Below are 21720 nucleotides of genomic sequence, written 5' to 3' on the forward strand. Positions count from 1 at the left end.
GCCCGGGCCTTCTGCCTTTCCGGGCCTTCGCCAGCCCCATCGGATATTCCGCCATGCGTGAACTCAAAGGGCCGGTCTTCTGGCTCACCGCGGCCGTCGCCGTCTTCGCCTCGCTGTTCCACCTCTGGACCGGCGGCTTCGGCTTCCTGGAGCCGCGTGAGCAGCGCTCCGTGCATCTTCTGATCCTGCTGCCGCTGGCGTTCATTCTCTATCCCGCGACGGAGCACTCGCCGAAGGACCGGCCGAGCCTGGTGGACTGGCTCCTGTCAGCCCTCGCCATCCTGCCGAGCCTCTATTCCTTCTCCTGCGCCAATGGCGGGCCCTACTGCTCCTCGGTCATCAATCTGCGCTTCGAGACGGTCGATCCGGTGTCCACCGTCGAACTCGTCTTCGGGATCATCGCCATCGTTCTCGTCGTCGAGGCGCTGCGCCGGGCGGTGACGCCGGTGCTCGCGGGTCTCGTCTCCGTCGGCCTGCTCTATCTCTTCGTCACCGAATACATGCCGGGCATCCTGCATTTCCGCGACATCCCCGCGGTGCAGATCGTCGAGACCATGTACCTGTTCAATTCGAACGGCATTTACGGCTCGATCACCGGCATCTCCGCCACGATGGTGGCCATGTTCATCATCTTCGGCGCCTTCATCGAGGGCTCGGGCGTCGGCATGCTGTTCCACAATCTCGGCATGAAGGTCGCGGGCCGGCAGGCCGGTGGGCCCGCCAAGGTGGAGGTCGTCTCCTCCGCCATGTTCGGCACGATCTCGGGATCGTCGGTGGCCAATGTCTTCGCCACCGGGTCCTTCACCATCCCCGCCATGATCAAGCTCGGCTATCGCCGCCAGTTCGCGGCGGGCGTCGAGGCGGCCTCGTCGGTCGGCGGCCAGATCATGCCGCCGGTCATGGGCGCGGGCGCCTTCATCATGGCCGAGATCACCAACATCCCCTACCAGACCATCGCGCTGGCGGCGATCGCGGGCTCGCTGCTCTACTTCTTCATGATCCTGGTCAGCGTTCATTTCGAAGCAAAGCGCCTGCGCCTCACCGGCTGCGATCCCTCCGAAATCCCGGACTGGAGTGTCGTGGTGCGTGACCTGCACCTGTTGGTGCCGGTCTTCGTCATGGTGGGCGCCATGGCGCTCGGCTACTCACCCTCCTTCGCCGCCTTCTGGGGCATCATGGCGGTCTGGCCGGCCTCCTGGCTGCGGGCCCATACACGCCTCTATCCGGCGGATGTCCTGCGCATGCTGGCGGTCGGTGGCCGCAACATGGTGGTCGTGGCGCTCGCCTGCGCCGGTGCCGGCATCTTCGTCGCCTGCCTCACCGTCACCGGCATGGTGATCTCCTTCTCCACCATCGTGACGGGCCTTGCCGGCAACAACCTCTACATCGCCGGCATTCTCATCGCGATCACCGTGCTGATCCTCGGCATGGGTGTGCCAACCACCGCCGCCTACATCATCGGCGCGGCGATCGGCGCCCCCATCCTCCAGCAGTTCGGCGTGCCCGTGCTCGCCGCCCACATGTTCGTCTTCTACTTCTCCATCCTCGCGGATGCGACGCCGCCGGTCTCGGTCGCCTCCTATGCGGCTGCCTCCATCGCCCGCTGCAGCCCCATGGCGGCTGGTGTCGTCGCCTTCCGTCTCGCCATTGCCGGCTTCGTCGTCGGCTTCTCCTACCTGCACTCCAGTGCCCTGCTGCTGCAGGACAGCTGGCCGGAGATCATTGGTGAGTTCCTGGCCAATGCCATCGGCCTGACGCTGCTGGCTGCCGGCTTCTTCGGCTTCTTCCGCGCGCCTTTGCCGATGCTGGTCCGCGTTCCGCTCATCCCGCTGGGGATCATGGCGACGCTCTTCGATCCCATACCCGTCTGGTGGCGCGTCGCCATCGTGCTCGCCGTCTGCGTTGCTCTCTACCTCGCTCAGAAGGGCGCGGCGGACCGTGAGGACGGCGTCCTCGCGGATGAGGCCGCCGCGAGGACGGAAGCAAGGCTCGCCCGGGAAACAGCAGCGCCATGATCATCGATCGCATGCAGGTGCGGCTGACGCGCTGGCCGCTGAAGATGACCCGCAAGCATGGTGTCGGCGACGTTGCCGACACGCTGCCCGGCGTCGTCCTGTCGCTCCATACGCGCGACGGCCGTGTTGGCTGGGGCGAGGCGGCGCCCTGGTCGGTCTTTTCCGGGACCGCCGAGGCGGCGGTCGCCGCGCTCGACGTCTATCTCCGCCCTCTCGTCCTCGGCCGCACGGCAGCCGAGCGGCAGCGGATCATGGCCGAGGCCGACCGCGCCCTCGTCGGCCACCCGGAAGCCAAGATGGCGCTGGACATCGCGCTGCACGACCTCGCCGGCCAGGTGGCGGGCGTGAGCGTCGCCGACCTGCTCGGCGGCGTCGTCCGCGACAGCATCCAGCTCTCCGTCTCCATCGCCAATCCCGACTTCGATGCCGACCTCGACTTCGCCCGGGCACGCCTTGCCGAGGGCGTGAGGCTCTTCAAGGTGAAGACCGGCTTCTCGACCCATGCCGAGGATATGGCGCGGCTGGAGCGGCTCGCCGCCATCCTCCCCGCCGATGCCTCACTGCGCATCGACTACAACCAGGGCCTGGCCGCCGTCGACGCCATCCGCACCCTGCGCGACGTCGAGGCCTTCCGCCCCGCTTTCATCGAGCAGCCCGTCGCCCGCGACCGCCGCGACGCCATGGCCGAGATCACAAGGGCCCTCGACACGCCGATCCTCGCCGATGAGAGCGTCTTCTCACCAGAAGAGGCGGTGGACTGCGCCCGCGCCCGCTATGCCGACGCCATCTCGATCAAGCTGATGAAGGCCGGCTCCTTCGCCAAGGGGAAGGCCATCGCCGCCATCGCGAGTGCTGCCGGCATGCCCTGCTACGGTGGCACCATGTACGAGGCCGGCATCGCGCTCACCGCCGGCATCCACTTCGCCGCCTCGACGCCGGCCATGACGCTCGGTGCTGAGTACTACACCTCTGCCTTCGTGCTGGGGACGGAGATTCTGGAGGAGCCCGTCAGGCTTGAGGCCGGCGCCTCCTGGCTGCCGACCGGGCCCGGCCTCGGCATTCGGGTGGATGAGGCGGCGCTCAAGGGCGCGACCGTGGAAGCGAGGGGGTAGGCCCGTCTCGCGCCTGACACGCCATCCGGAAGCCCCAGAACGACCATGCCCGGCACAGGGCCGGGCATGGGGAACCATCAGACTGGCTTTCGCAGCCCTCACGCCACCGCGGATTTCTCGGCGCGCTTGCGGTCGTTCGGGTCGAGATGGACCTTGCGGACGCGGATGGACTTCGGCGTCACCTCGACCAGCTCGTCGTCCTGGATCCAGGCCAGGGCCTTCTCCAGCGTCATGCGGATCGGCGGGGTGAGGCGCACCGCCTCGTCCTTCGACGTCGTACGGATATTGGTGAGCTTCTTGCCCTTCAGAACGTTCACTTCGAGGTCGTTGTCGCGGTTGTGGATGCCGATGATCATGCCGCGATAGACCTTCACGCCGGGGTCGATGATCATCGGCCCACGGTCCTCGAGGTTCCACATCGCATAGGCCACGGCTTCGCCGATGTCGTTGGAGATGAGCACGCCGTTCACACGGCCGGCGATCTCGCCCTTGTAGGGCTCATAGGCCTTGAACAGGCGGTTCATGATGGCCGTGCCGCGGGTGTCGGTGAGCAGCTCCGACTGGTAGCCGATGAGGCCGCGGGTCGGGGCGTGGAAGACGAGGCGCAGGCGATTGCCACCGGAGGGCCGCATCTCCACCATCTCGGCGCGGCGCTCGCTCATCTTCTGCACGACGACGCCGGAATGCTCCTCGTCCACGTCGATGAGAACCTCCTCGATGGGCTCCAGCGTCTCGCCGCTCTCGCTCTTCTGGAAGACGACGCGCGGGCGCGACACGGCGAGCTCGAAGCCCTCGCGGCGCATGGTCTCGATCAGGATGGCGAGCTGCAATTCACCGCGGCCCGAGACGAAGAACGAGTCCTTGTCGGCGCTCTCCTCGATGCGCAGCGTGACGTTGCCCTCGGCCTCCTTGAACAGGCGGTCGCGGATCATGCGGCTCGTCACCTTGTCGCCCTCGGTGCCGGCGAGCGGACTATCGTTGACGATGAAGCTCATCGTCACCGTAGGCGGATCGATCGGCTGGGCCTGGATCGCCTCGTCAACGCTGAGGTCGCAGAACGTGTCCGCGACAGAGCCCTTGGACAGGCCAGCGATGGCGACGATGTCCCCGGGAATGCCCTCCTCGATCGGCTGGCGCTCGATGCCGCGGAAGGCGAGGATCTTGGAGACGCGGCCGGTCTCGACCACCGTGCCATCGCGCGACAGCACCTTGATGGACTGGTTCGGCTTCACCGTGCCGGAGGAAATGCGGCCGGTGATCATGCGGCCGAGGAATGGATTGGCCTCGAGCAGGGTGCCGAGCATGCGGAACGGGCCATCGCCGACATTCGGCTCCGGCACGTGGCGCAGCACGAGGTCGAAAAGCGGGGCGAGGCCCTGGTCGATCGGGCCCTCCGGCTTCTCGGCCATCCAGCCCTCGCGGCCGGACCCGTAGAGGATCGGGAAATCGAGCTGCTCGTCGGTGGCGTCGAGGGCGGCGAAGAGATCGAAGACCTCGTTGATGACCTCGACGTGGCGGGCATCGGGCCGGTCGATCTTGTTGATCGCGACGATGGGCCTCAGGCCGATCTTCAGCGCCTTGCCGACCACGAACTTGGTCTGCGGCATCGGGCCCTCGGCGGCGTCGACCAGCACGATGGCGCCGTCCACCATGGAGAGGATGCGCTCCACCTCGCCGCCGAAATCGGCGTGGCCCGGCGTATCGACGATGTTGATCCGCGTGTCCTTCCAGACGACCGAGGTCGCCTTGGCGAGGATGGTGATGCCCCGCTCCTTCTCGAGATCGTTGGAGTCCATGACGCGCTCGGCGACGCGCTGGTTCTCGCGGAACGAGCCGGACTGCTGGAGGAGCTTGTCGACGAGCGTGGTCTTGCCGTGGTCGACGTGGGCGATGATCGCGATATTGCGCATGGTCATGGGAGCGGGCGTCCAGTCGGCCAATACAAAAAGGCGGGCAGCATATGTCTGGCGGCCCGCGTGAACTCTGTTGCAGTGCATCTATAGGAGGCGGCCCGTCGGCGCAACGGCGACGGCAGGCACGGTCGGGCGTCGCCGCCGCCCGTCGCAAATTGCAAGACCTGTTGCGGAATGCGAGGCCCAAACGGCGAGAGCATATGGAGGGGCACAGGTTTCGCCCACCACATCTGGAGATCTGGGGTCATTCGCTCCCACATGTTGTGGCGCCCGTCCCTGGCATCACCCGTGCAGGACAGACAACGGTCCGGCATCAGGTTACGCGTCGCCGGGCCAATGGCTCGGACGGGAGGGGGCAGCGATCTGCGACCCCTTGAGAGCGGCCTCCTCCCCTCCACGCGCCTGCCGCGTACCGCGCGGACTATCCGTGAAAACCCCCATGTCGCTGCGGCAGATTAACGCTACGGTCCGTCACGACCGTGCACCGGCTGAGGGGAGCCGCTTTCCAGCCATGACCGACGAGATCAACCAGACCAAAGACAAGCCCGCCGAGGGCTCCGCCGAGACCGGCGGGCTCCTCGACCGCCGCCTGTTCTTCTTCAAGACGCTGGCCGGAGCCGCCACCGTCGTGGTTCCCGCAGCGGTCGCAACCTCCCAGCCGGCCGAGGCGCAGCGCTTGCGTGTCACCGACAGCGACACCAATGACCGCCAGGGACGCGGCCGTGGCCGTTTCGTCCGCCGCCGCGGCACCGACAACGACCCCTTCGATGATCCGGGCCGCGGCCGGGTGCGCACCTTTCGGCGCAATGTCCGCGTCACCGACAACGATCCGCGTGACCGGCGTGGCCGCGGACGCGGCTGGTAAGCCCGCCGGATCGATCCTGGCATGACCCTCGCACGCGATGCCTTTGGCCTCGCCTTCGGTGCCTTGTCGGTTCCGGAGGTCCTGGCGCTGCGCGAGGACAGTCGCGCCCGCCACCTTAAGGGCGGTGATGCCAGCCGCTTCGGCGCGCTGGTGGGGATCGACGATCTCGATGCCTTCCTGCGCACCGACGCGGCCCAGACGCCCCGCGTCACCATGGCCGACTCCTCGCGCAATGGCAGTGCCGCCGTTCCCGACGACCTCTTCACCGACGAGGACGGCCGCATCGATCCGGTCGAGCTGTTTCGCCTGTTCGATGCCGGCGCGACGCTGGTCGTCTCGCAGTTCCACGAGATGCACCCGCCGCTCGCCCGCTTCTGCCGCGGCCTCGAGAAGGTCTTCCTCCATGCGGTGCAGGCCAACATCTACCTGACCCCGCCCGGCGCCCAGGGCTTTCGCACCCATTACGACACCCACGACGTGCTGGTCCTGCAGGTCTCCGGCCGCAAGGCCTGGCGCGTCTAGGACGCCATGCTCATGCCCCATGCGACGCGCAACACGCCCTGGGACGGCACGCTCCACCGGGCCGATCCGGCCGGGGCGAAGGACGTCCTGCTCGAGGCTGGCGACGTGCTCTACGTGCCGCGCGGCGTTGCCCACGACGCCTCGGTCCAGGAGGGCGGCGAGCCGTCGCTGCATGTGACCGTGGGTCTGCTCGACCCAAGCTGGGCCGACGCGCTCAAGGCCGCCATCGATCAGATGGAGCAGACGCAGCCGGCTCTGCGCCAGTCCTTCCGCACCTGGCGCATCGGCGATCCCGCGGTGCGTGCCGGCCTCGTCGAGGCGGCGCGGGAGCGGTTCGCGGCTGTGGCCAATGAAGCTGCGATGGACCTCGTCGCCATGAGCTTCCTCCAGCGACTTGGCACCGACCGCATGGTCATGCCCGGGCGAAGCCTCCGCACGCCCAAGCCGGGTCCCGACGACCGGCTGATCCTCGCCGATGCCGTCCACCATGTGATCGTCCCGGTGGGCGAGGGGGCCGAACTGCGCTGGGCGGGGCCGACCCTGCCCCTCACCATGGCCGAACTCGGCTGGATCGAGCAGCTCTCGGCCGGCGCCACGCCGAGTGCCCTCGGCGTCGAACAGGCGCTTGCCTTCTGCACCCGCCTCGTGGCGCTGGGGCTTCTGGAGCGCGCCTGACACCAGGGCCTTGCAATCAGCGGGTGCGCGTCAACGCCTCCTTAACGACGTCCATGGCATCAAGGCCTTCGGCATGACGTTGGGTCAGGTTCTGTGTCGAAACGTCCATCCGTCAATTTGCACCGTCCGAACAGCACGACGATCCTCGTTGCTAACGAACAATCCTTTTCCCGGCGCATCATCCGCTCGGTGGTGACGGGGCTTGGCCGGGTCGCCGAATGCCGCACCGGCTTCGAGGTGATCGAACAGGCCGAGCAGCTCCGGCCGAACCTGATCATCCTCGGCTACAATCTCGCTGGTCTCGATGGGCTGGAGGTTACCCAGCTCCTGCGCCGGGCCCAGGGCGGCCTGCAATACACGCCCATCATCATGATCTCGGGCTTGCCCACCCGCACCGCCGTCCTCGGCGCGGTGACCGCCGGGGTCCACGAATATGTCGCCCGTCCGTTCAGCATGAAGACGCTGCGCGCCAGGGCCGAGGCCGTCCTCGCCATGCCACGGCCCTTCCTGCGCACCCGCGTCTATTTTGGCCCCATCCCCCGCGCCAAGATGGTGCGCTCGGAGGTTCTCGGCCGCGTCGGCGAATCCGCCATGGCCAGCATGATCTGCGGTGTCCATCACGGCCGTGCCGACGAACGCCAATGTCCGCTCGGCCTCAATTGCCTGTGCAAGGACTATGTCCGTCCGACCCAGCAGGCCGAGATTGTCGGACTCTGAGCCTCAGGCGACCGCCTCGAAACCCTCGACCCGTGCGCGCTCGGCGATCCACGCCTCCAGTGTGGCAGGCGGCAGGGCCGGGGCGAAAAGATAGCCCTGTATCACGTGGCAGCGCAGGCCCTGCAGGAACCGCCGCTGCGGTTCGGTCTCCACGCCCTCCGCCACGACGGTGAGCCCGAGGCTCTGGCCGATGCGGATGACGGCGGAGGCCACGGCGCGGGCGTTCTTGTCGCTCTCCAGGCCATGGATGAAGCTCTGGTCGAGCTTGATCTCCTCGATCGGCAGCGTCGAAAGGGACGAGAGGCTGGAATAGCCCGTGCCGAAATCGTCGAGCGACAGTCGAACGCCGAGCCGCGCCACGGCCTCGACGGTCGCCCGCGTGGCCTCGCAATCGTCCATCATGATCCCCTCGGTGATCTCGATGGTCAGCACGTCGGGTTCCAGGCCCGCCGCCTCCAGCGCTGCGGTGACGATGAGCGGCAGGCGGCGGTTGCGGAAGTTCATCGGCGAGAGGTTCACCGAGACGGAGGGAATGGTGAGCCCGCTGGCGCGCCAGGCGGCGACCTGCCGGCAGGCCTCGACGAGAGCCCATTCGCCGATGGCCTCGATCAACCCATATTCCTCGGCGAGGCCGATGAAGCGCGACGGTGGCACCTGGCCGAAGACAGGGTGATGCCAGCGGGCGAGCGCTTCGAGCCCGTGCAACGTGCCGTCCTCGCCGCTCAGCTGCGGCTGGTAGTGCAGCTGCAGGTGGCCGAGGGCGAGCGATTCCTTCAGCGCCTCGCCCATCCTCAGCCGCTCCTCCACCTCGCGGTTCATCGCGGGATCATAGAAGCGGTAGGCGCCACGGCCGGCGTTCTTCGCCGCATACATGGCGGTGTCGGCGTGTTTCAGCAGTTCCTCGCGATCGGCGCTGTCGCCGGGATAGAGGCTGATGCCGATGCTGGCGGTGGTCGACAGCATCATCGAATCGATGGCCAGGGGCTGCGACAGCGCCTTGACGATGCGCTCGGCGACCATCGAGGCATGGGTACTCTCGCAACTGCCGAGGATGACGACGAACTCGTCGCCGCCGAGGCGGCTCACCATGTCGGTCGGGCGGACCTGCTCTCTGAGGCGGCGGCCGATTTCCACCAGCAGCGCATCGCCGGCCGAATGGCCGAGCGTATCATTGACGTCCTTGAACCCATCGAGGTCGAGGTAGAGCAGCGCCATGCCGGCAAGGCCACCCTCATCGATCCTTGCGATGCGTTGATCGATCTCATCGGCCAGCTTCGAGCGGTTCGGCAGGCCGGTCAGTGTGTCGTAATAGGCGAGCTGGGCGATATGGGCCTTGGCCTCATGCCGCTCGATGGCGAGGGCCGCGAGGTGAAGGCACGCCTCCACCAGGCGCTCGTGCCAGGCGCTCGGACCGCGTTTCTCGCGGTAGTAGAAGGCGAAGGTGCCCGCGACACGGCCGTCCTTCAGCTTGATCGGGCTCGACCAGCAGGCCTTGAGGCCAAGCGGCAGGGGCAGCGACTTGTAGGGCGCCCAGAGCGGATCGGTCTCGATATCCTCGACGAGCACCGGCTCGCCCCGGAAGGCGGCCGTGCCACAGGAGCCGACGCCCGGCCCGATCGCTAGTCCGTCGATGGCGGCGGAGTAATGGTCTGGCAGGCTGGGGCCGGCGATGGGACGAAGGGTCTTCTCTTCGTCCACGCGAATCATCGAGCACACGACGCCCGGGGCGATGGCCTCCACCTCGCGGCAGATGAGGGTCGCTACCGCCTCGAGTTCGTCGTCGCGGGCGACCGCCTCCAGCACACGCTGCTGGAGCACCTGCGACTGGCGCGTCTCGGTAATGTTGGAGATGACACAGACAGCGTTGCGCAACTTGCCGGCGTCATCGAAGACCGGGTTTACCGTCGCCGCGATCCAGAGCTCCCGGCCGGCCTTGTCATAGCCGATGAGTTCGATGGTGACGCTCTTCTCGCCATGCGACAGACCCGCGAGCCCACGCAGGATCGAGGAGTCGGTGTGCTGGCCGGCGAGCAAGGTGGAGGGGACCTGCCCGATCAACTCCTCGCGCGAATAGCCGAACATGTCGATGAACGACCGGTTGGCATAGACGATCCGCTGATGCCGGTCGGTGATGATGACCGCACGGTCCGTTTCGTTGGCGACCAGCGACAGGAGATAGAGCTCCTCGCGGCGCCGCACCTCCTCGGTGACGTCCTTCACGAAGGAGGCATAGTAGATGCAGCCGTCGATGGTGGTGCGGGAGAGCGAGAGCGAGCCGAAGACGGTCGAGCCGTCGGGCCTGACGATCGGGACCTCCACGGTGGTGCCGACGAAGCGATTCTTCGCGCCATGGCGGTTGCGGTCGATCCCGGCATCGTGGTTCTGGCGATGCTCCTCTGGCACCAGGAGGGAGACGTTGCGGCCTAGGACCTCCTCGCGCTTGAGGCCCCACATGCGTTCCGCCGCTGCATTGAACAGGACGACGCAATTGGCGTGATCGATGACGACGACGCCGTCGATGGCCTGTTCCAGGATGGGGCCGAACAGACCCATGTCCTTGATGGAGACCTGTTGCATGGTCATGCCGGTCGTTCCGTTGCCCCGCCCTCGTCTGGGGGCGTTCATGGCACCGGCGAATTGTGCGGTCAGGACGTGGGGAATTCGTAAACGCAGAAACGGCTTGCGGAACTAAAAGCCGCTCCGGCGCTTGATCGCGTCGTTTGGTAAACCGGTTGCTGAAAAGGTCATTGCGCCAAAAGATTGCCGTAACGTCGCGGCCACGCCTCAGCCCAGGAAGGCCTTGTAGGCGGGGTTGTCGGTCTCCTCCCAATAGGGATAGCCGAGCGCATCGAGCCGCTTCTTGAGCTGGGCATGATCCCCCGCCGGCACCTGGATGCCGGCGAGAACGCGGCCATAGTCGGCGCCGTGATTGCGGTAGTGGAACAACGAGATGTTCCACCCTTCGGACAGCGAGGTGAGGAACTTCAGCAAGGCGCCGGGCCGCTCCGGGAACTGGAAGCGGAAGATGCGCTCGCCGGCGACGCCGTGGGTCTTGCCGCCGACCATGTAGCGCACGTGCAGCTTGGCGAGTTCGTTGTCGCTCATGTCGAGCACGGGATAGCCGTGTTCGGCGAGCAGGGCGAGGATGGCGCGCTTCTCCTCGCCGCCGGCATCGAGCTGCACGCCGACGAAAATCTCCGCCTTCTGCGGGTCGGCATAGCGGTAGTTGAACTCGGTGATGGCGCGCTTGCCGAGAAGCTGGATGAAGCGGCGATAGCTGCCCGGCTTCTCCGGTATGGTCACCGACAGCAGGGCTTCGCGCTGCTCGCCGATCTCGGCCCGTTCGGCGATGTGGCGCAGGCGGTCGAAGTTCATGTTGGCGCCGGAATTGATCGCCACCAAGGCGCCGGTGCCGCGATGGCTGGCCGCATAGGTCTTCAGTCCCGCGAGGCTGACCGCGCCCGAGGGCTCGGCGATGGCGCGGGTGTCCTCGAAAATGTCCTTCACCGCGGCGCAGATTTCGTCGGTGCTGACCGTGATGACGCCGTCAAGCAAGTCGCGACACAGGCGGAACGTTTCCTCGCCAGCCTGCCGCACGGCGACGCCGTCGGCGAAGAGCCCGACCTGGTTGAGGATCACCCCTGAGCCGGCGGCGATGGCGTCCCGCATGGAGGCCGCATCGTCCGGCTCGACGCCGAAGACCTTGATCTCCGGCCTGAGGAACTTGACGAAGACGGCAAGGCCGGCCGCCAGCCCGCCGCCGCCGATGGGCACGAAGATCGCGTCGATGGCGTCGGGGTGCTGGCGCAGGATCTCCATGCCCACAGTGCCTTGGCCGGCGATGATGTCGGGATCGTCGTAGGGGTGGATGAAGGTCTGCCCCTTCTCCGCCTCGATCTGGCGGGCATGGGCATAGGCCTCGTCGAAGTTCTCGCCATGGAGGACGACGCGCCCGCCCCGGCTCCGCACTGCCTGGACCTTGATGTCCGGGGTGGTCTTCGGCATCACGATCGTGGCGCGCACGCCGAGCTTCTGCGCTGCCAGCGCGACGCCCTGCGCGTGATTGCCGGCCGAGGCGCAGATGACGCCGCGATCGAGCGCCTCGCGCGGCAGGCCGGCCATCTTGTTGTAGGCGCCGCGCAGCTTGAACGAGAAGACCGGCTGCAGGTCCTCGCGCTTCAGCCGCACCGCCGTGCCGAGGCGCTGCGCCAGGCGCGGCATCGGGTCGAGCGGGCTCTCGATGGCCACGTCGTAGACTCGGGCCGAGAGGATGGCGCGGATGTAATCCTGCATGACGGCGGGTCCTTCCGCCGCTGCTCCTAGCGCGCCGGAGCGGCGGAGGGAACCGCGTCGGCGGCGCGGCGCCTCAGCGCTGGGGCACCGTCGCGGGTGCCGGGGCTTCCGGCGACGGCTGCGACTGGGCGTCGGCCCGCGGCGCCTCGCCGGCCGGGACGGGGGCGGTGGCGATGGCGGGCGGCGCCTCCTGGCGCGGCAGTTCGGCGGTCAGCGCGCTCACCGGATCGGTCACGCCAGCGCCGAGGCGCGGGTCGGGGATCGCGCCCTGCCTGGCGGTCGCCTGCAGCAGGCGCCGCAGCATCGCCGGATCGGCGTCGGGATGGCGCTCGAGGATCAGCGCCGCAACGCCGCTGACATGGGCTGCCGCGACCGACGTGCCGGAGGAGATCTGGTAGCCGCCGCGCGGCGCCGGGAGGATGATCTCAACGCCCGGGGCTGCGAGAGCCACGTGCTCGCCCTGGGTCGCTGCATCGAAGAGCCGGCCGTCGCGGTCCGTCGCCGTGACCGCGATGACATTGGGATCGGCGGCCGGATAGGCAATGGGCGCGTTCGGCCCGCCATTGCCCATGGCCGCGATCATGGCGATGCGCCGGTCGGCAGCGACCTGGATGGCACGGGCGATCATCGGGTCGCGCGGTCCGGCGAAGCTCATGTTGATGACCTTGGCGCCGTTGCGGATGGCCCAGTCCATCGCCTTGACGATGTGGAAGCTGGTGCCGGTCGAGCCCTGGGTCTGGCCGGGCGCGAAGGCGCGGACGGCGTAGATGTCGGCCCCTGGCGAGACGCCGACCAGCTGGCGCTGCGCCACGATGGCGCCGACCATGCCGGTGCCGTGCTCATGCGCGCGGAACTGGCCGCCCACCGCATCAAAGCTCTGGACGACGCGGCCCTCAAGCTCGGGATGGCTGGCATCGACGCCGGAATCGATGACGGCGATCGCCACACGCTGGCCGCGGGCGAGCTGGTGCGCCTCCTGCAGCCGGAGCGCGCCGATGACATATTGCAGGCGCTCGTCGCCCCGCGCCCGCATGGCGTTGGCCGATTGCAGCTTCACGCGGAATTCCGGCCTCTCGAACACGTAGTTGGGCTGGATATAGGCAAAGCCCACGGCTTGCTGCATGGCGCGAATGGCGGCCGGCACGGTCTGGCGGTTCGGCACGCGGTAGCGGTGCATTACCGCACCGACCGTTTCCGCCGTCTCGCGCTGCAACAGGCGCAGACCGAAGCGCCGCTCCACCTGGCGGATCGCCTCGGGCGGCGCGTCCGGCGACATGATGAAGAGAACTTCGCCCGCGACGAAGCGCCGTTCGTTGGCAGGCGGCAGGCCCGGCGGCTCGCTAGCCGGCGACCGCGCATCGGTGTTGGCGCGCGCCTGTTCGATGATCGAGAGAATGGCCGGCACGGCGATGGCCGCCGCCGCGGCGCCGATGATCGCGTTGCGTCCGCCGCCGCCGCCGCCGAAGCCGCCACCGCCGGGCAGGCCGGGGGGCAGGATGCCGCCGGGACCACCGGGAATGCCGCCTCCTCCAACCGCCGCGCCGAGCACGGGGGCGATGACACCGAGCGCTGCCGCGGCGCCTGCGGCATTGCCAGCTTCAGGCTGCGCCTGGGGCGCGCGGGCGGGGCCGCGCCGCGCACCGCGGACGGCAGGCTGCTGCGGTCGGGCCTGGGCGGGCGCAGGCAGGCCCAGGACGGGTGCGAGGGCACCGAGCCCGCCGGGAAGGCCTTGCGGGGCTGCCTGCTGCGGCTCGGCGCCCCGGCGAACGGCGCGCGGGGCGGTGGAGGTCGGCTGGCCGCGGCGTGGGACTGCTGCACCGGGACGGCGCACGTCATTGGCGCGGCCCGCACCCTGGGCGCCGCCGAGAGACCGCAAGCCTGCCCCGAGGTCGAACTGGGCGGCGGCCGGACGGAGTTCAAGCCCCGGCAGGCCGCCGAGGCCCATCAGGACGGCGAGCGTTCCGGCAAGCGCGATGCGGGAGCGGCGTGACGGCAGGGACATGCGGACCTCGTCGGCGTTCGGGCAGCCTGCCCTAGGGCGGCCCTGTTTCCAACCTGCGGCGTCACCGGCATGGTTCGGTTTCGCGCGCCCCCTGCCGCAGCAGCATCAGTGTCATCCGTTGCAATGCCCCGATACTCGCCAGTTGACGCGGTTCATCGCGCACTTCAACCGCCGGGTTAACGCAATGTTCGGCGAATCGCGCTACCACCGCTGTCTTGAGCCAGGGAGCGGGGATTGGCTTTGACGCGGATGGGAGCGGCTGGCCGAGTCGAACGGGATCGACGCTCTGCCGATCCCGCCGCGCTCGATTACCGTGACATCGCCCTCGACTCCGTCGCCCACGGCTTCTGCGTCTTCGCCCCCGATCTGACCATTCGCCTCGCCAACGCCAGGATGCGAGAGATCTTCGGCATGTCCGAGGATGTCATCCGTGTCGGCGCGCCGATGCGTGGCCTGCTCGTCTATAGCGCGAGCCGTGGTCGTCTCGGCAACAAGACCATCGAGGAGGCCTGGGCCGAACGGCTCGCCCTCCTGGCCAAGGGTGAACCCTTCTCTCGGATCGAGGAATTCGCCGACGGGCGGGTGGTCTCCATCCGCTACCAGCCCGCCGCCCATGGCTGCTGGGTCGGCATCCACCACGACATCACCGCCCAGCACCGCCTCGAGCAGGAGTTACGTGCCCAGGCTTCGATCTTCGAGGAGGCGCTGGAGAACATGTCCCACGCCCTGGCGGTGTTCGACGTCGACCAGCGGCTCGTCATCTTCAACAGCCGCTACATCACCATGTACGGCTACGATCCGGCCATCGTGCGTCGCGGCGCCCACCTCCGCCAGGTCCAGGCTCACGGCATCGAGCGCGGAATCTATGCCGGCATGACGCTGGAGCAGTTGCAGGAAGACTCGCGCCGCGTCATCGCGTCCGGTTCGGAGGTCAGCAAGCGCCGGCAACTGCTCGACGGGCGATGGATCGAGACCCGGTCACGGCCCATGCCCGGTGGCGGCTGGGTGTTCACTGCCGAGGACGTGACGGAACGCGAAACCTTCATCCAGGAGCTGAACGAGCAGCACCAGCGCTTCGACGCGGCGCTTAATGCCATGTCCCAGGCGTTGTGCATGTTCGACGCGGACCAGCGCCTGATCGTCTGCAACGAGAACTACGTCACCCTCTTCGGCGCCGATCCCGCCGTGGTGAAGCCGGGCATTACCCTGCGGGATATCTTCGCGCATGGCGTTCAGCTCGGCAGCTATCCCGGGATGAGCGCCGACGAGCTCGTTGCCCGGCGTCTCGAAGCGATCGCCCGCAGCGACGGGAGAAGCTACGACCAGGAGATGACCGACGGTCGCATCATCGCCGTCTCCATCGAGACCATGGCGAATGGCGGCTGGCTCGGCATGTTCGAGGACGTCACCGAGATCCGCCGCGCCGAGGTGGAGCGCGCGCGGGCGCTGGCCGAGGTGCAGCAGCAGAACCTGCTCCTCGACGCCACGCTCGAGAGCATGGCACAGGGCCTCTGCGTCTATGACCGCCACATGCGCGTCGTGGTCCGCAACCGGCGCTACCTCGACATCTACAGGCTGGAGGAAGACGATGTCCGGCCGGGCATGACCATGGTCGAGGTGATCGAGCGCAGCGTCGCCCGCGGCGTCCATACGAACGGGCGAACGGCGCAGGACATCGCCGACGAATTCATGAGCATGGTGGAGGCGCACAGGGGCTATGCCCTCACCCGGCATCTCGCTGACGGCCGCATCCTGAACATCCGCGTCCAGCCCATGACCGATGGCGGCTGGCTCGCCACCTTCGAGGACGTCACGGCCCGCGAGCGCGCAACGCTGGAGCTCAGCGAGCAGCACCGCCGCTTCAACGTGGCGCTGAACAACATGGCCCATGGCCTCGCCATGCTCGATGAAAATCTCAACCTCATCGTCTGCAACCGGCGCTACCTCGACATGTACGGCATGTCCGCCGATGTCGTGCGTCCCAGAATCGCCATGCTGGACATCGTCCGCCACAGCATTGCCCAGGGCAACTACGCCAAGGCAGGCCCCGAGGAACTGGTCGCCGACTATTTGGACAGCCTGCGCCGCGGCGAATATCTCTCCCACCGCCACTTGTCCGGCGACCGCATCTACAAGGTCCTCTATCAGCCCATGCCCCATGGCGGCTGGGTGGCAGTCCACGAGGACGTGACCGAGCGCCACAAGGTCGAGCAGCACATCGTCCATCTGGCTCACCACGACGCGCTCACCGGCCTGCCGAACCGGACTCTCTTCCGCGAACGCCTGGCTGAAGGGCTGGCTGCTCTCTCGACCTCGGATGGTTCGCTCGCCCTGCTCTGCCTCGACCTCGACCATTTCAAGTCGGTCAACGACACGCTCGGCCACCCCGTCGGCGACGAGATGCTGTCGGTGGTCGCCCGCCGCCTCGAACAGGCGGTCGGCGATGCCGGTACGATCGCCCGTCTCGGCGGCGACGAATTCGCCATCCTGCTGAGCGGGCGCGACGGGACGCCCGGCGGCGCCGAATGCATGGCGCGCCGCCTCGGCCAGACTCTCAGCGAGCCGCTCGTTATCGAAGGGCACGTCATCAACACCAGCATGAGCATGGGCATCGCCATCGCGCTGCGCGACGCCGGGTCGGGCGACCAGTTGATGAAATGCGCCGATCTCGCGCTCTACCGCGCCAAGGCCGAGGGCCGTTCAACCTACCGCTTCTACGAGGCGGACATGAGCCGCAGCATGGAGGCGCGCCGCGAACTGGAGCTCGACCTGCGCGAGGCGCTCGCGGCGCAGGAATTTCACCTCGTCTTCCAGCCGCAGGTCGACAGCACCGGCCTCAAGCTTGCCGGCTTCGAGGCGCTGGTCCGCTGGACCCATGCTTTGCGCGGCCCGGTGCCTCCGAACGACTTCATCCCGATCGCCGAGGAGACCGGCCTCATCGTGCCGCTTGGCCGCTGGGTGCTTGAGGCCGCTTGCCGCCAGGCCGTCACCTGGCCCACCTCCGTGCCGGTCGCGATCAACCTCTCGCCGGTTCAGTTCAAGGACCGTCAGCTCGTCGACATGGTGAGACGGGTCCTCGCCGAGACGGGCCTTGCTCCCGGCCGGCTGGAGCTGGAGATCACCGAGGCGGTGCTGCTGCAGAACGACGACGTCACCATGGCCATGCTGCACGACCTTCGGGCGCTCGGCGTGCGCATCGCCATGGACGATTTCGGCGTCGGCTACTCCTCGCTGAGCTACCTGCGCCGCTTCCGCTTCGACAAGATCAAGATCGACCGGTCCTTCATCGCCGATCTCGACCGCGGCGCGGACAATGCGGCGATCGTCCGCGCCATGGCACAGCTCGGCCGCAGTCTCGGCATCGACACCACCGCCGAAGGGGTCGAGAGCGAGGAGCAGCTCGCCATCGTGCGCGCCTGTGGCTGCAGCCACGTCCAGGGCTATCTCGTCAGCCCGCCGCGCGGCACAATGGATGTCTCGGGGCTGATCGATCGGTTCCAGGGTTAGAGGCTTGCTCAGGTTCCGTATTCACCGCAACTGACAGCCTGAAGGCGCTTGCTACGATACCAAAAGCCACCGGCTGGGTGACTCGGATGGTACCTCCCATATCCCCGAAGCTGTTCTCAGGCGTGCGATGGACCCCCACTGTTTCAGTCGGCTTGCTACTAGCCGATACGTGCCGAACCCGCCATTTACGCGCCCAAAAGGAAAGGAGGTCGCCCCAGGATCATATGATCGTAAGCTAAATCTGAGTCGGCCGTTCTGGCGCGGCCCAGAGGGGATTTAGCGCTTCCCAAGCAACTCTTTGCACCTTCACGGGGTGAATCTGCGACAATGCAGCCCACAGGATCTGACATTCGGGCTGTTTCAGGCGCCAGCACGCCTCATACACGGCGTCGGAGAGAGGTCGTGCGTTGGTCGGATTTATGTAATGAATAAGTCCAGTATTCATGATTCTAATGTTCTCCGAAATGAGGCCATTTGAAATTAGCGCATAAAGATACGCTCGCGTTTCCTGCATGTGGCGTTCGTATCTCTCTTGGCCACGCGCAGCGTCAATTTCTGCAGAAAGTGTTTCTTTTTGCAGGGGGGTTTCGCGTATGAGAACATCCTTCGCCTCATCACGATTGTTCAAAATCCAATTGATGTGCTCATGAGTTATTGAAAATTTGTGATCAACATATGTAATTGATTGAAAGCAAGAAAAATTATCAAATGAGTCCAAGAATTTCAGAAACTTCACCCATTTGGATTGCAGTGAAGAGCATAGTATATCCTTGGAGATTTCGTCAGGCTTCCACAGAACACACTCCCATCCCATTGCTCGTATGTGAGTCTGAAGCGCCGGCTTGTCCGTAAAGAATACACATCGTTGTCCAGGAATTGCAGGGTAAACGGCGTCAAAATCTGTCCCGAATAGGCAGCTAACGATTAAGTGCGCTCGTTCGGTCCTCGGTGGCATGTGTTTTCCCATGGCTCCTAGATATCGGAAAATTCGAAAAACGGGATCGACTTGTCGCCAGTTGCGTACCGAACGTCCATATCCGAAGGTATGGACGTTCGATGTCAACATAGATCACAACCAACGGCGGCAAACTGACCAATGGCACGGAACCCGCCCGAAGAGCGGGGCTGTCGTGTGCAGTACCCTTATTTGATCGGCACACCACGAAATTCTTGCTGTTGCGAGATCATGGCCAAAATAGCCTTCGCCGCGAGAAGGTGATCAGAATACTATGTAGGTTTGGCCGACTACCCTTCTTTTGCCGGTTTGCGAGCAAGCCAGGTCGCGTGGTCGACGCGATCGAGGCCGAAGACCTCGTCCTGGCGGGAATAGAGATTGCCGAAGAGCCGGCCGACCGGGCGATAGGCCGCCATGTCGACGTTGAACTTCTCGTCCATCACGTCCTCGCGGACATGCACATGCAGCACTCGCCCGACCAGCAGTTCGCGCTGCGGTCCGAAGGCGAGTGACACCTCGCGGACGCATTCGAGCGCGGCCGGCGCCTCGGCGATCCGCGGTGCAGGGATGGTCACCGAGGCAGCTGTGGTGAGGCCGGCAGCCTCGACCTCCGAGACATCGGGCGGGAAGTCGATGGCGCAGGTGTTCATGGCCTCGGCCAGCGCCTCGTCGACCATATTGACCACGAAGGACCCGGCCGCGGCGATGTGCCGGGTCGTGTCCTTCGGGGAATGGTCGGGCTTGTGCTGCAGGCCGAGGACGACGAGGGGCGGCGCTTCCGAGAACACGTTGAAGAACGAGAAGGGGGCGGCGTTCACCACCCCGCCCGGGCCGAGCGTCGAGACCAGCGCGATGGGACGCGGCACGACGAGCGAGCAGAGGATCTTGTAGATCCGGTCCCCCGGCAGGGTGTCGAGCGGGATGGAGCGCATTGCGGCCTCAGCGGTCAGGAGGAATAGGGTGCACGCTCCACCCAGATCTCGACCTCCTTGGCGCCGTTGCGCTCGAAGACGAGGGTCAGGGGGAAGCGGTCACGAACCTTCAGCGGGCGCTTCAGGCCGGTGAGCAGAAGATGCGGCCCGTCCGCTCGCATGCCGATCGGCCGGCGGGGGACGATGTCCCAGCGCGGGGCGGCGGGCCCGCCGGCCACCGGGCGGAACTCCACGGCCTCAGCCACGTCCGTCCGCGCGGACAGGAGCGCGTCGGGCTGGTTCTGGACGACCGCCAGCGGCATGAAGGCGCGCGTCGTCGCCCCCTCCGACGGCAGGCACCAGGCATGGCCGATCATCAGGTCGCCGTGGCGATAGGAATGCGCGAAGGCCGGCACTGCCGCGAGAAGCGCGGGGGCAGCGAGAAGACTGCGGCGATCGATCATGTCAGTGCCTCGCCGCGCCGTGGCCGGCAGGGCCCGGTGCGCCGACCGGCGCCACGTCATAGGCGATCTCGATCGTGCCGGCCTTCTCGAAGACCAGCGTGCCCCGCAGCGGCGCGCCGGCCCGGACCGGCTCGCCCAGCTCCATGAACATCATGTGGTAGCCGCCCGGGCGCAGTTGAACCGAACCCCCCGCGGGGATCTCCAGACCGCTGCGCAGCTCGCGCATCCGCATCATGCCGTCGGCCATGGCCATTTCGTGGACCTCGACCCGCGGCGCGCCCGGAAAGGTGCCGCCGACGAGACGGTCCGGCGAGGTGCCGGTATTGCGAATGGTCATGAAGCCGCCGGCGACCCGGGCGCCGCCCGGCGTCGCGCGGGTCCATGGCGCTTCGATCACCAGCGCGCCGAGGCGGAAGATGGCGGGGTTTGCGGCAGCATTGCCGGTGTGGCCATGGCCCTGGGCCACGGCAATGCTGGGAACGATGGCGGCGGCGGCCGCGAGAAACAGGCGTCGGTTCATGGATATCTCTCGATCAGGGACAGGGGAGGCGGCGGTCATCAGGCGATGACCGGCGGCGCCCTGGCGGCCTGGTCGAGAGTGGGGCGAGGTCGGAAGGCCTCCGCCGGCGCCCCCATGGAGCGAGCCATGGGAGCGAAGACGACAGGTGTTGCGGGCTCGCGGACCGGGATCGCTGCGCCATCGCCGCCGCCGGCGAGAAGGCAGTGCACTGTGCAGTTCCGGTCGGGCGGGTGGCTGTTGCCCTTCTCGTCGGACAGGCAGAAGCCCGTCAGGTCCGGCATGGCGGCAACCTGCGCCGCCCGCGCCGTCTGCACGAGCAGTCCCTGCGCGGCGAGCGCAAAGGCAAGAAGGAGGATGGCAACAAGGCGCATCGGGCGCATGCGGCCTATCTAGGCCCCTGTGATGCCCGCGGCAATCACAGGGCGCGCGGGTCAGCGCCGCTGCGGTGCATTGGCCGCCGGCGCCTGCGGCTGGGCCGCCTGGGGCTGGCCCTGGACCGCCGGGGCGCTCTGCTTGCAGTCGGTGAGCCAGACATCATAGACGGCGTGCTCGACGCCGGAGAGGCCGGGGCTCGCCGCGAACATCCAGCCAGAATAGATGCGCCGGACCTCTCCCGAGAGCGTCACCTCGTCGACCTCGACGAAAGAGGTCGTCTGCGGCGTTTCCGTGGAAGGGCGCGTGTAGCAGACGCGCGGCGTCACCTGCAGCGCGCCGAACTGCACCGTCTCGTCGATCGCGACGTCGAAGGAGATGATGCGGCCGGTGATCTTGTCGAGGCCGGAGAAGACGGCGGTGGGATTGTTGATCTTCTGCCGGGGCGGCGCGATCACCGTTTCGTCGGGAGCCGGCGCCACCGTCTCGCCGGGAAGGGCGCGGCGGCGGTCGCGCGGCGCATCATCGGCGGAGGGCGGCGGCGGGTCGGTGGGGACCGCAGGACGGGCGGGGCGGGCCTGCGGCGGCCGCGGAGCCGGCGGCAATTGTCCTGCCGGCGGCGGGGCGCTCGGACGCGGCTGCGAGGTGGGCGGAGGCCCCAGCTGCAACTGCGCCAGGACCGGGCCGGAGGCGGGTGCGAGCGCGGCGAGCGCGAGCGCACCGAGGCCGGTCAGCGCAAGAAGGATCCGGGGAGAAGGGGCCAAGCTGTGCTCTCTCGTCCGTGGTCGTGGCACCGGCGGCCGGTGCGCGGCGGAAGCAGGCGAACAGGGCCTGCTGCCGGTCATGTGACGCGGGAAAGTGGCGGAACCATGCCGAT

Annotated in this window: 14 protein-coding genes and 1 pseudogene; 6 read left to right on the plus strand and 9 right to left on the minus strand. The window is 67.3% G+C overall.

All coding sequences use genetic code 11. The features are described from left to right. The first annotated feature begins 53 nt into the window (after positions 1 to 53). Both O9344_RS00090 and O9344_RS00095 read left to right on the plus strand, forming a co-directional pair. On the plus strand, positions 54 to 2015 hold the full coding sequence (locus O9344_RS00090; RefSeq protein ID WP_298471284.1) for a TRAP transporter permease: 1962 nt from the start codon (positions 54 to 56) through the stop codon (positions 2013 to 2015). Next, the gene (locus O9344_RS00095; RefSeq protein ID WP_298471287.1) at positions 2012 to 3127 is read left to right on the plus strand and encodes an enolase C-terminal domain-like protein; all 1116 of its coding nucleotides are present in this window, start codon (positions 2012 to 2014) and stop codon (positions 3125 to 3127) included. Before O9344_RS00090 ends, O9344_RS00095 begins: the two co-directional genes overlap by 4 nt. 98 nt (positions 3128 to 3225) lie before the next feature. On the opposite strand, the gene typA is transcribed toward O9344_RS00095, so the two are convergent. Next, a complete protein-coding gene (gene typA / locus O9344_RS00100) occupies positions 3226 to 5043 on the minus strand; it encodes a translational GTPase TypA (RefSeq protein WP_298471290.1) in 1818 nt (605 codons plus the stop codon). Positions 5044 to 5551: 508 nt separating this feature from the next. Here typA and O9344_RS00105 point away from each other — a divergent pair. From O9344_RS00105 to O9344_RS00115, 3 genes and pseudogenes are all read left to right on the plus strand, one after another. Continuing rightward, positions 5552 to 5905 (plus strand): hypothetical protein, encoded by a 354-nt coding sequence (locus O9344_RS00105; RefSeq protein WP_298471293.1) that lies wholly within the window; start codon positions 5552 to 5554, stop codon positions 5903 to 5905. Positions 5906 to 6118: 213 nt separating this feature from the next. After that, positions 6119 to 7102, plus strand: a pseudogene (locus O9344_RS00110) (cupin domain-containing protein). Between the two features lie 117 nt (positions 7103 to 7219). Then, positions 7220 to 7819 (plus strand): response regulator, encoded by a 600-nt coding sequence (locus O9344_RS00115; RefSeq protein WP_298471296.1) that lies wholly within the window; start codon positions 7220 to 7222, stop codon positions 7817 to 7819. A gap of 3 nt (positions 7820 to 7822) precedes the next feature. On the opposite strand, the gene O9344_RS00120 is transcribed toward O9344_RS00115, so the two are convergent. The 3 genes from O9344_RS00120 to O9344_RS00130 all read right to left on the minus strand — a co-directional run bounded on the left by O9344_RS00120 (position 7823) and on the right by O9344_RS00130 (position 14114). Next, positions 7823 to 10402 (minus strand): EAL domain-containing protein, encoded by a 2580-nt coding sequence (locus O9344_RS00120; RefSeq protein WP_298471299.1) that lies wholly within the window; start codon positions 10400 to 10402, stop codon positions 7823 to 7825. A gap of 201 nt (positions 10403 to 10603) precedes the next feature. Beyond that, on the minus strand, positions 10604 to 12112 hold the full coding sequence (ilvA, locus tag O9344_RS00125; protein ID WP_298471303.1) for a threonine ammonia-lyase, biosynthetic: 1509 nt from the start codon (positions 12110 to 12112) through the stop codon (positions 10604 to 10606). Positions 12113 to 12185: 73 nt separating this feature from the next. Beyond that, entirely contained in the window at positions 12186 to 14114 is a 1929-nt protein-coding gene (locus O9344_RS00130; RefSeq protein WP_298471305.1) for a S8 family serine peptidase, read from the minus strand. A gap of 234 nt (positions 14115 to 14348) precedes the next feature. On the opposite strand from O9344_RS00130, the gene O9344_RS00135 reads away from it, so the two are divergent. Beyond that, a complete protein-coding gene (locus O9344_RS00135) occupies positions 14349 to 17621 on the plus strand; it encodes a PAS-domain containing protein (RefSeq protein WP_298471307.1) in 3273 nt (1090 codons plus the stop codon). Between the two features lie 1245 nt (positions 17622 to 18866). Here the strand turns inward: O9344_RS00135 and O9344_RS00140 are convergent. The 5 genes from O9344_RS00140 to O9344_RS00160 are packed head-to-tail and all read right to left on the minus strand — an operon-like array spanning position 18867 to position 21607. Beyond that, positions 18867 to 19508 carry a flavin reductase family protein gene (locus O9344_RS00140; protein ID WP_298471310.1) on the minus strand — a complete coding sequence of 214 codons (642 nt, stop codon included), beginning with the start codon at positions 19506 to 19508 and terminating at the stop codon, positions 18867 to 18869. 14 nt (positions 19509 to 19522) lie between these two features. Beyond that, the gene (locus O9344_RS00145) at positions 19523 to 19951 is read right to left on the minus strand and encodes a copper chaperone PCu(A)C (protein ID WP_298471312.1); all 429 of its coding nucleotides are present in this window, start codon (positions 19949 to 19951) and stop codon (positions 19523 to 19525) included. A gap of 1 nt (position 19952) precedes the next feature. Further along, positions 19953 to 20471: a copper chaperone PCu(A)C gene (locus tag O9344_RS00150; protein ID WP_298471315.1), complete on the minus strand. Its 519-nt coding sequence runs from the start codon at positions 20469 to 20471 to the stop codon at positions 19953 to 19955. A 38-nt stretch (positions 20472 to 20509) separates the two neighbouring features. Further along, positions 20510 to 20851, minus strand: a complete 342-nt coding sequence (locus O9344_RS00155; RefSeq protein ID WP_298471318.1) for a hypothetical protein — start codon at positions 20849 to 20851, stop codon at positions 20510 to 20512. A 51-nt stretch (positions 20852 to 20902) separates the two neighbouring features. Continuing rightward, on the minus strand, positions 20903 to 21607 hold the full coding sequence (locus O9344_RS00160; protein ID WP_298471320.1) for a DUF2155 domain-containing protein: 705 nt from the start codon (positions 21605 to 21607) through the stop codon (positions 20903 to 20905). Positions 21608 to 21720 lie beyond the last annotated feature (113 nt).

It is taken from the genome of Phreatobacter sp. (assembly GCF_027532945.1).
Classification (GTDB): domain Bacteria; phylum Pseudomonadota; class Alphaproteobacteria; order Rhizobiales; family Phreatobacteraceae; genus Phreatobacter.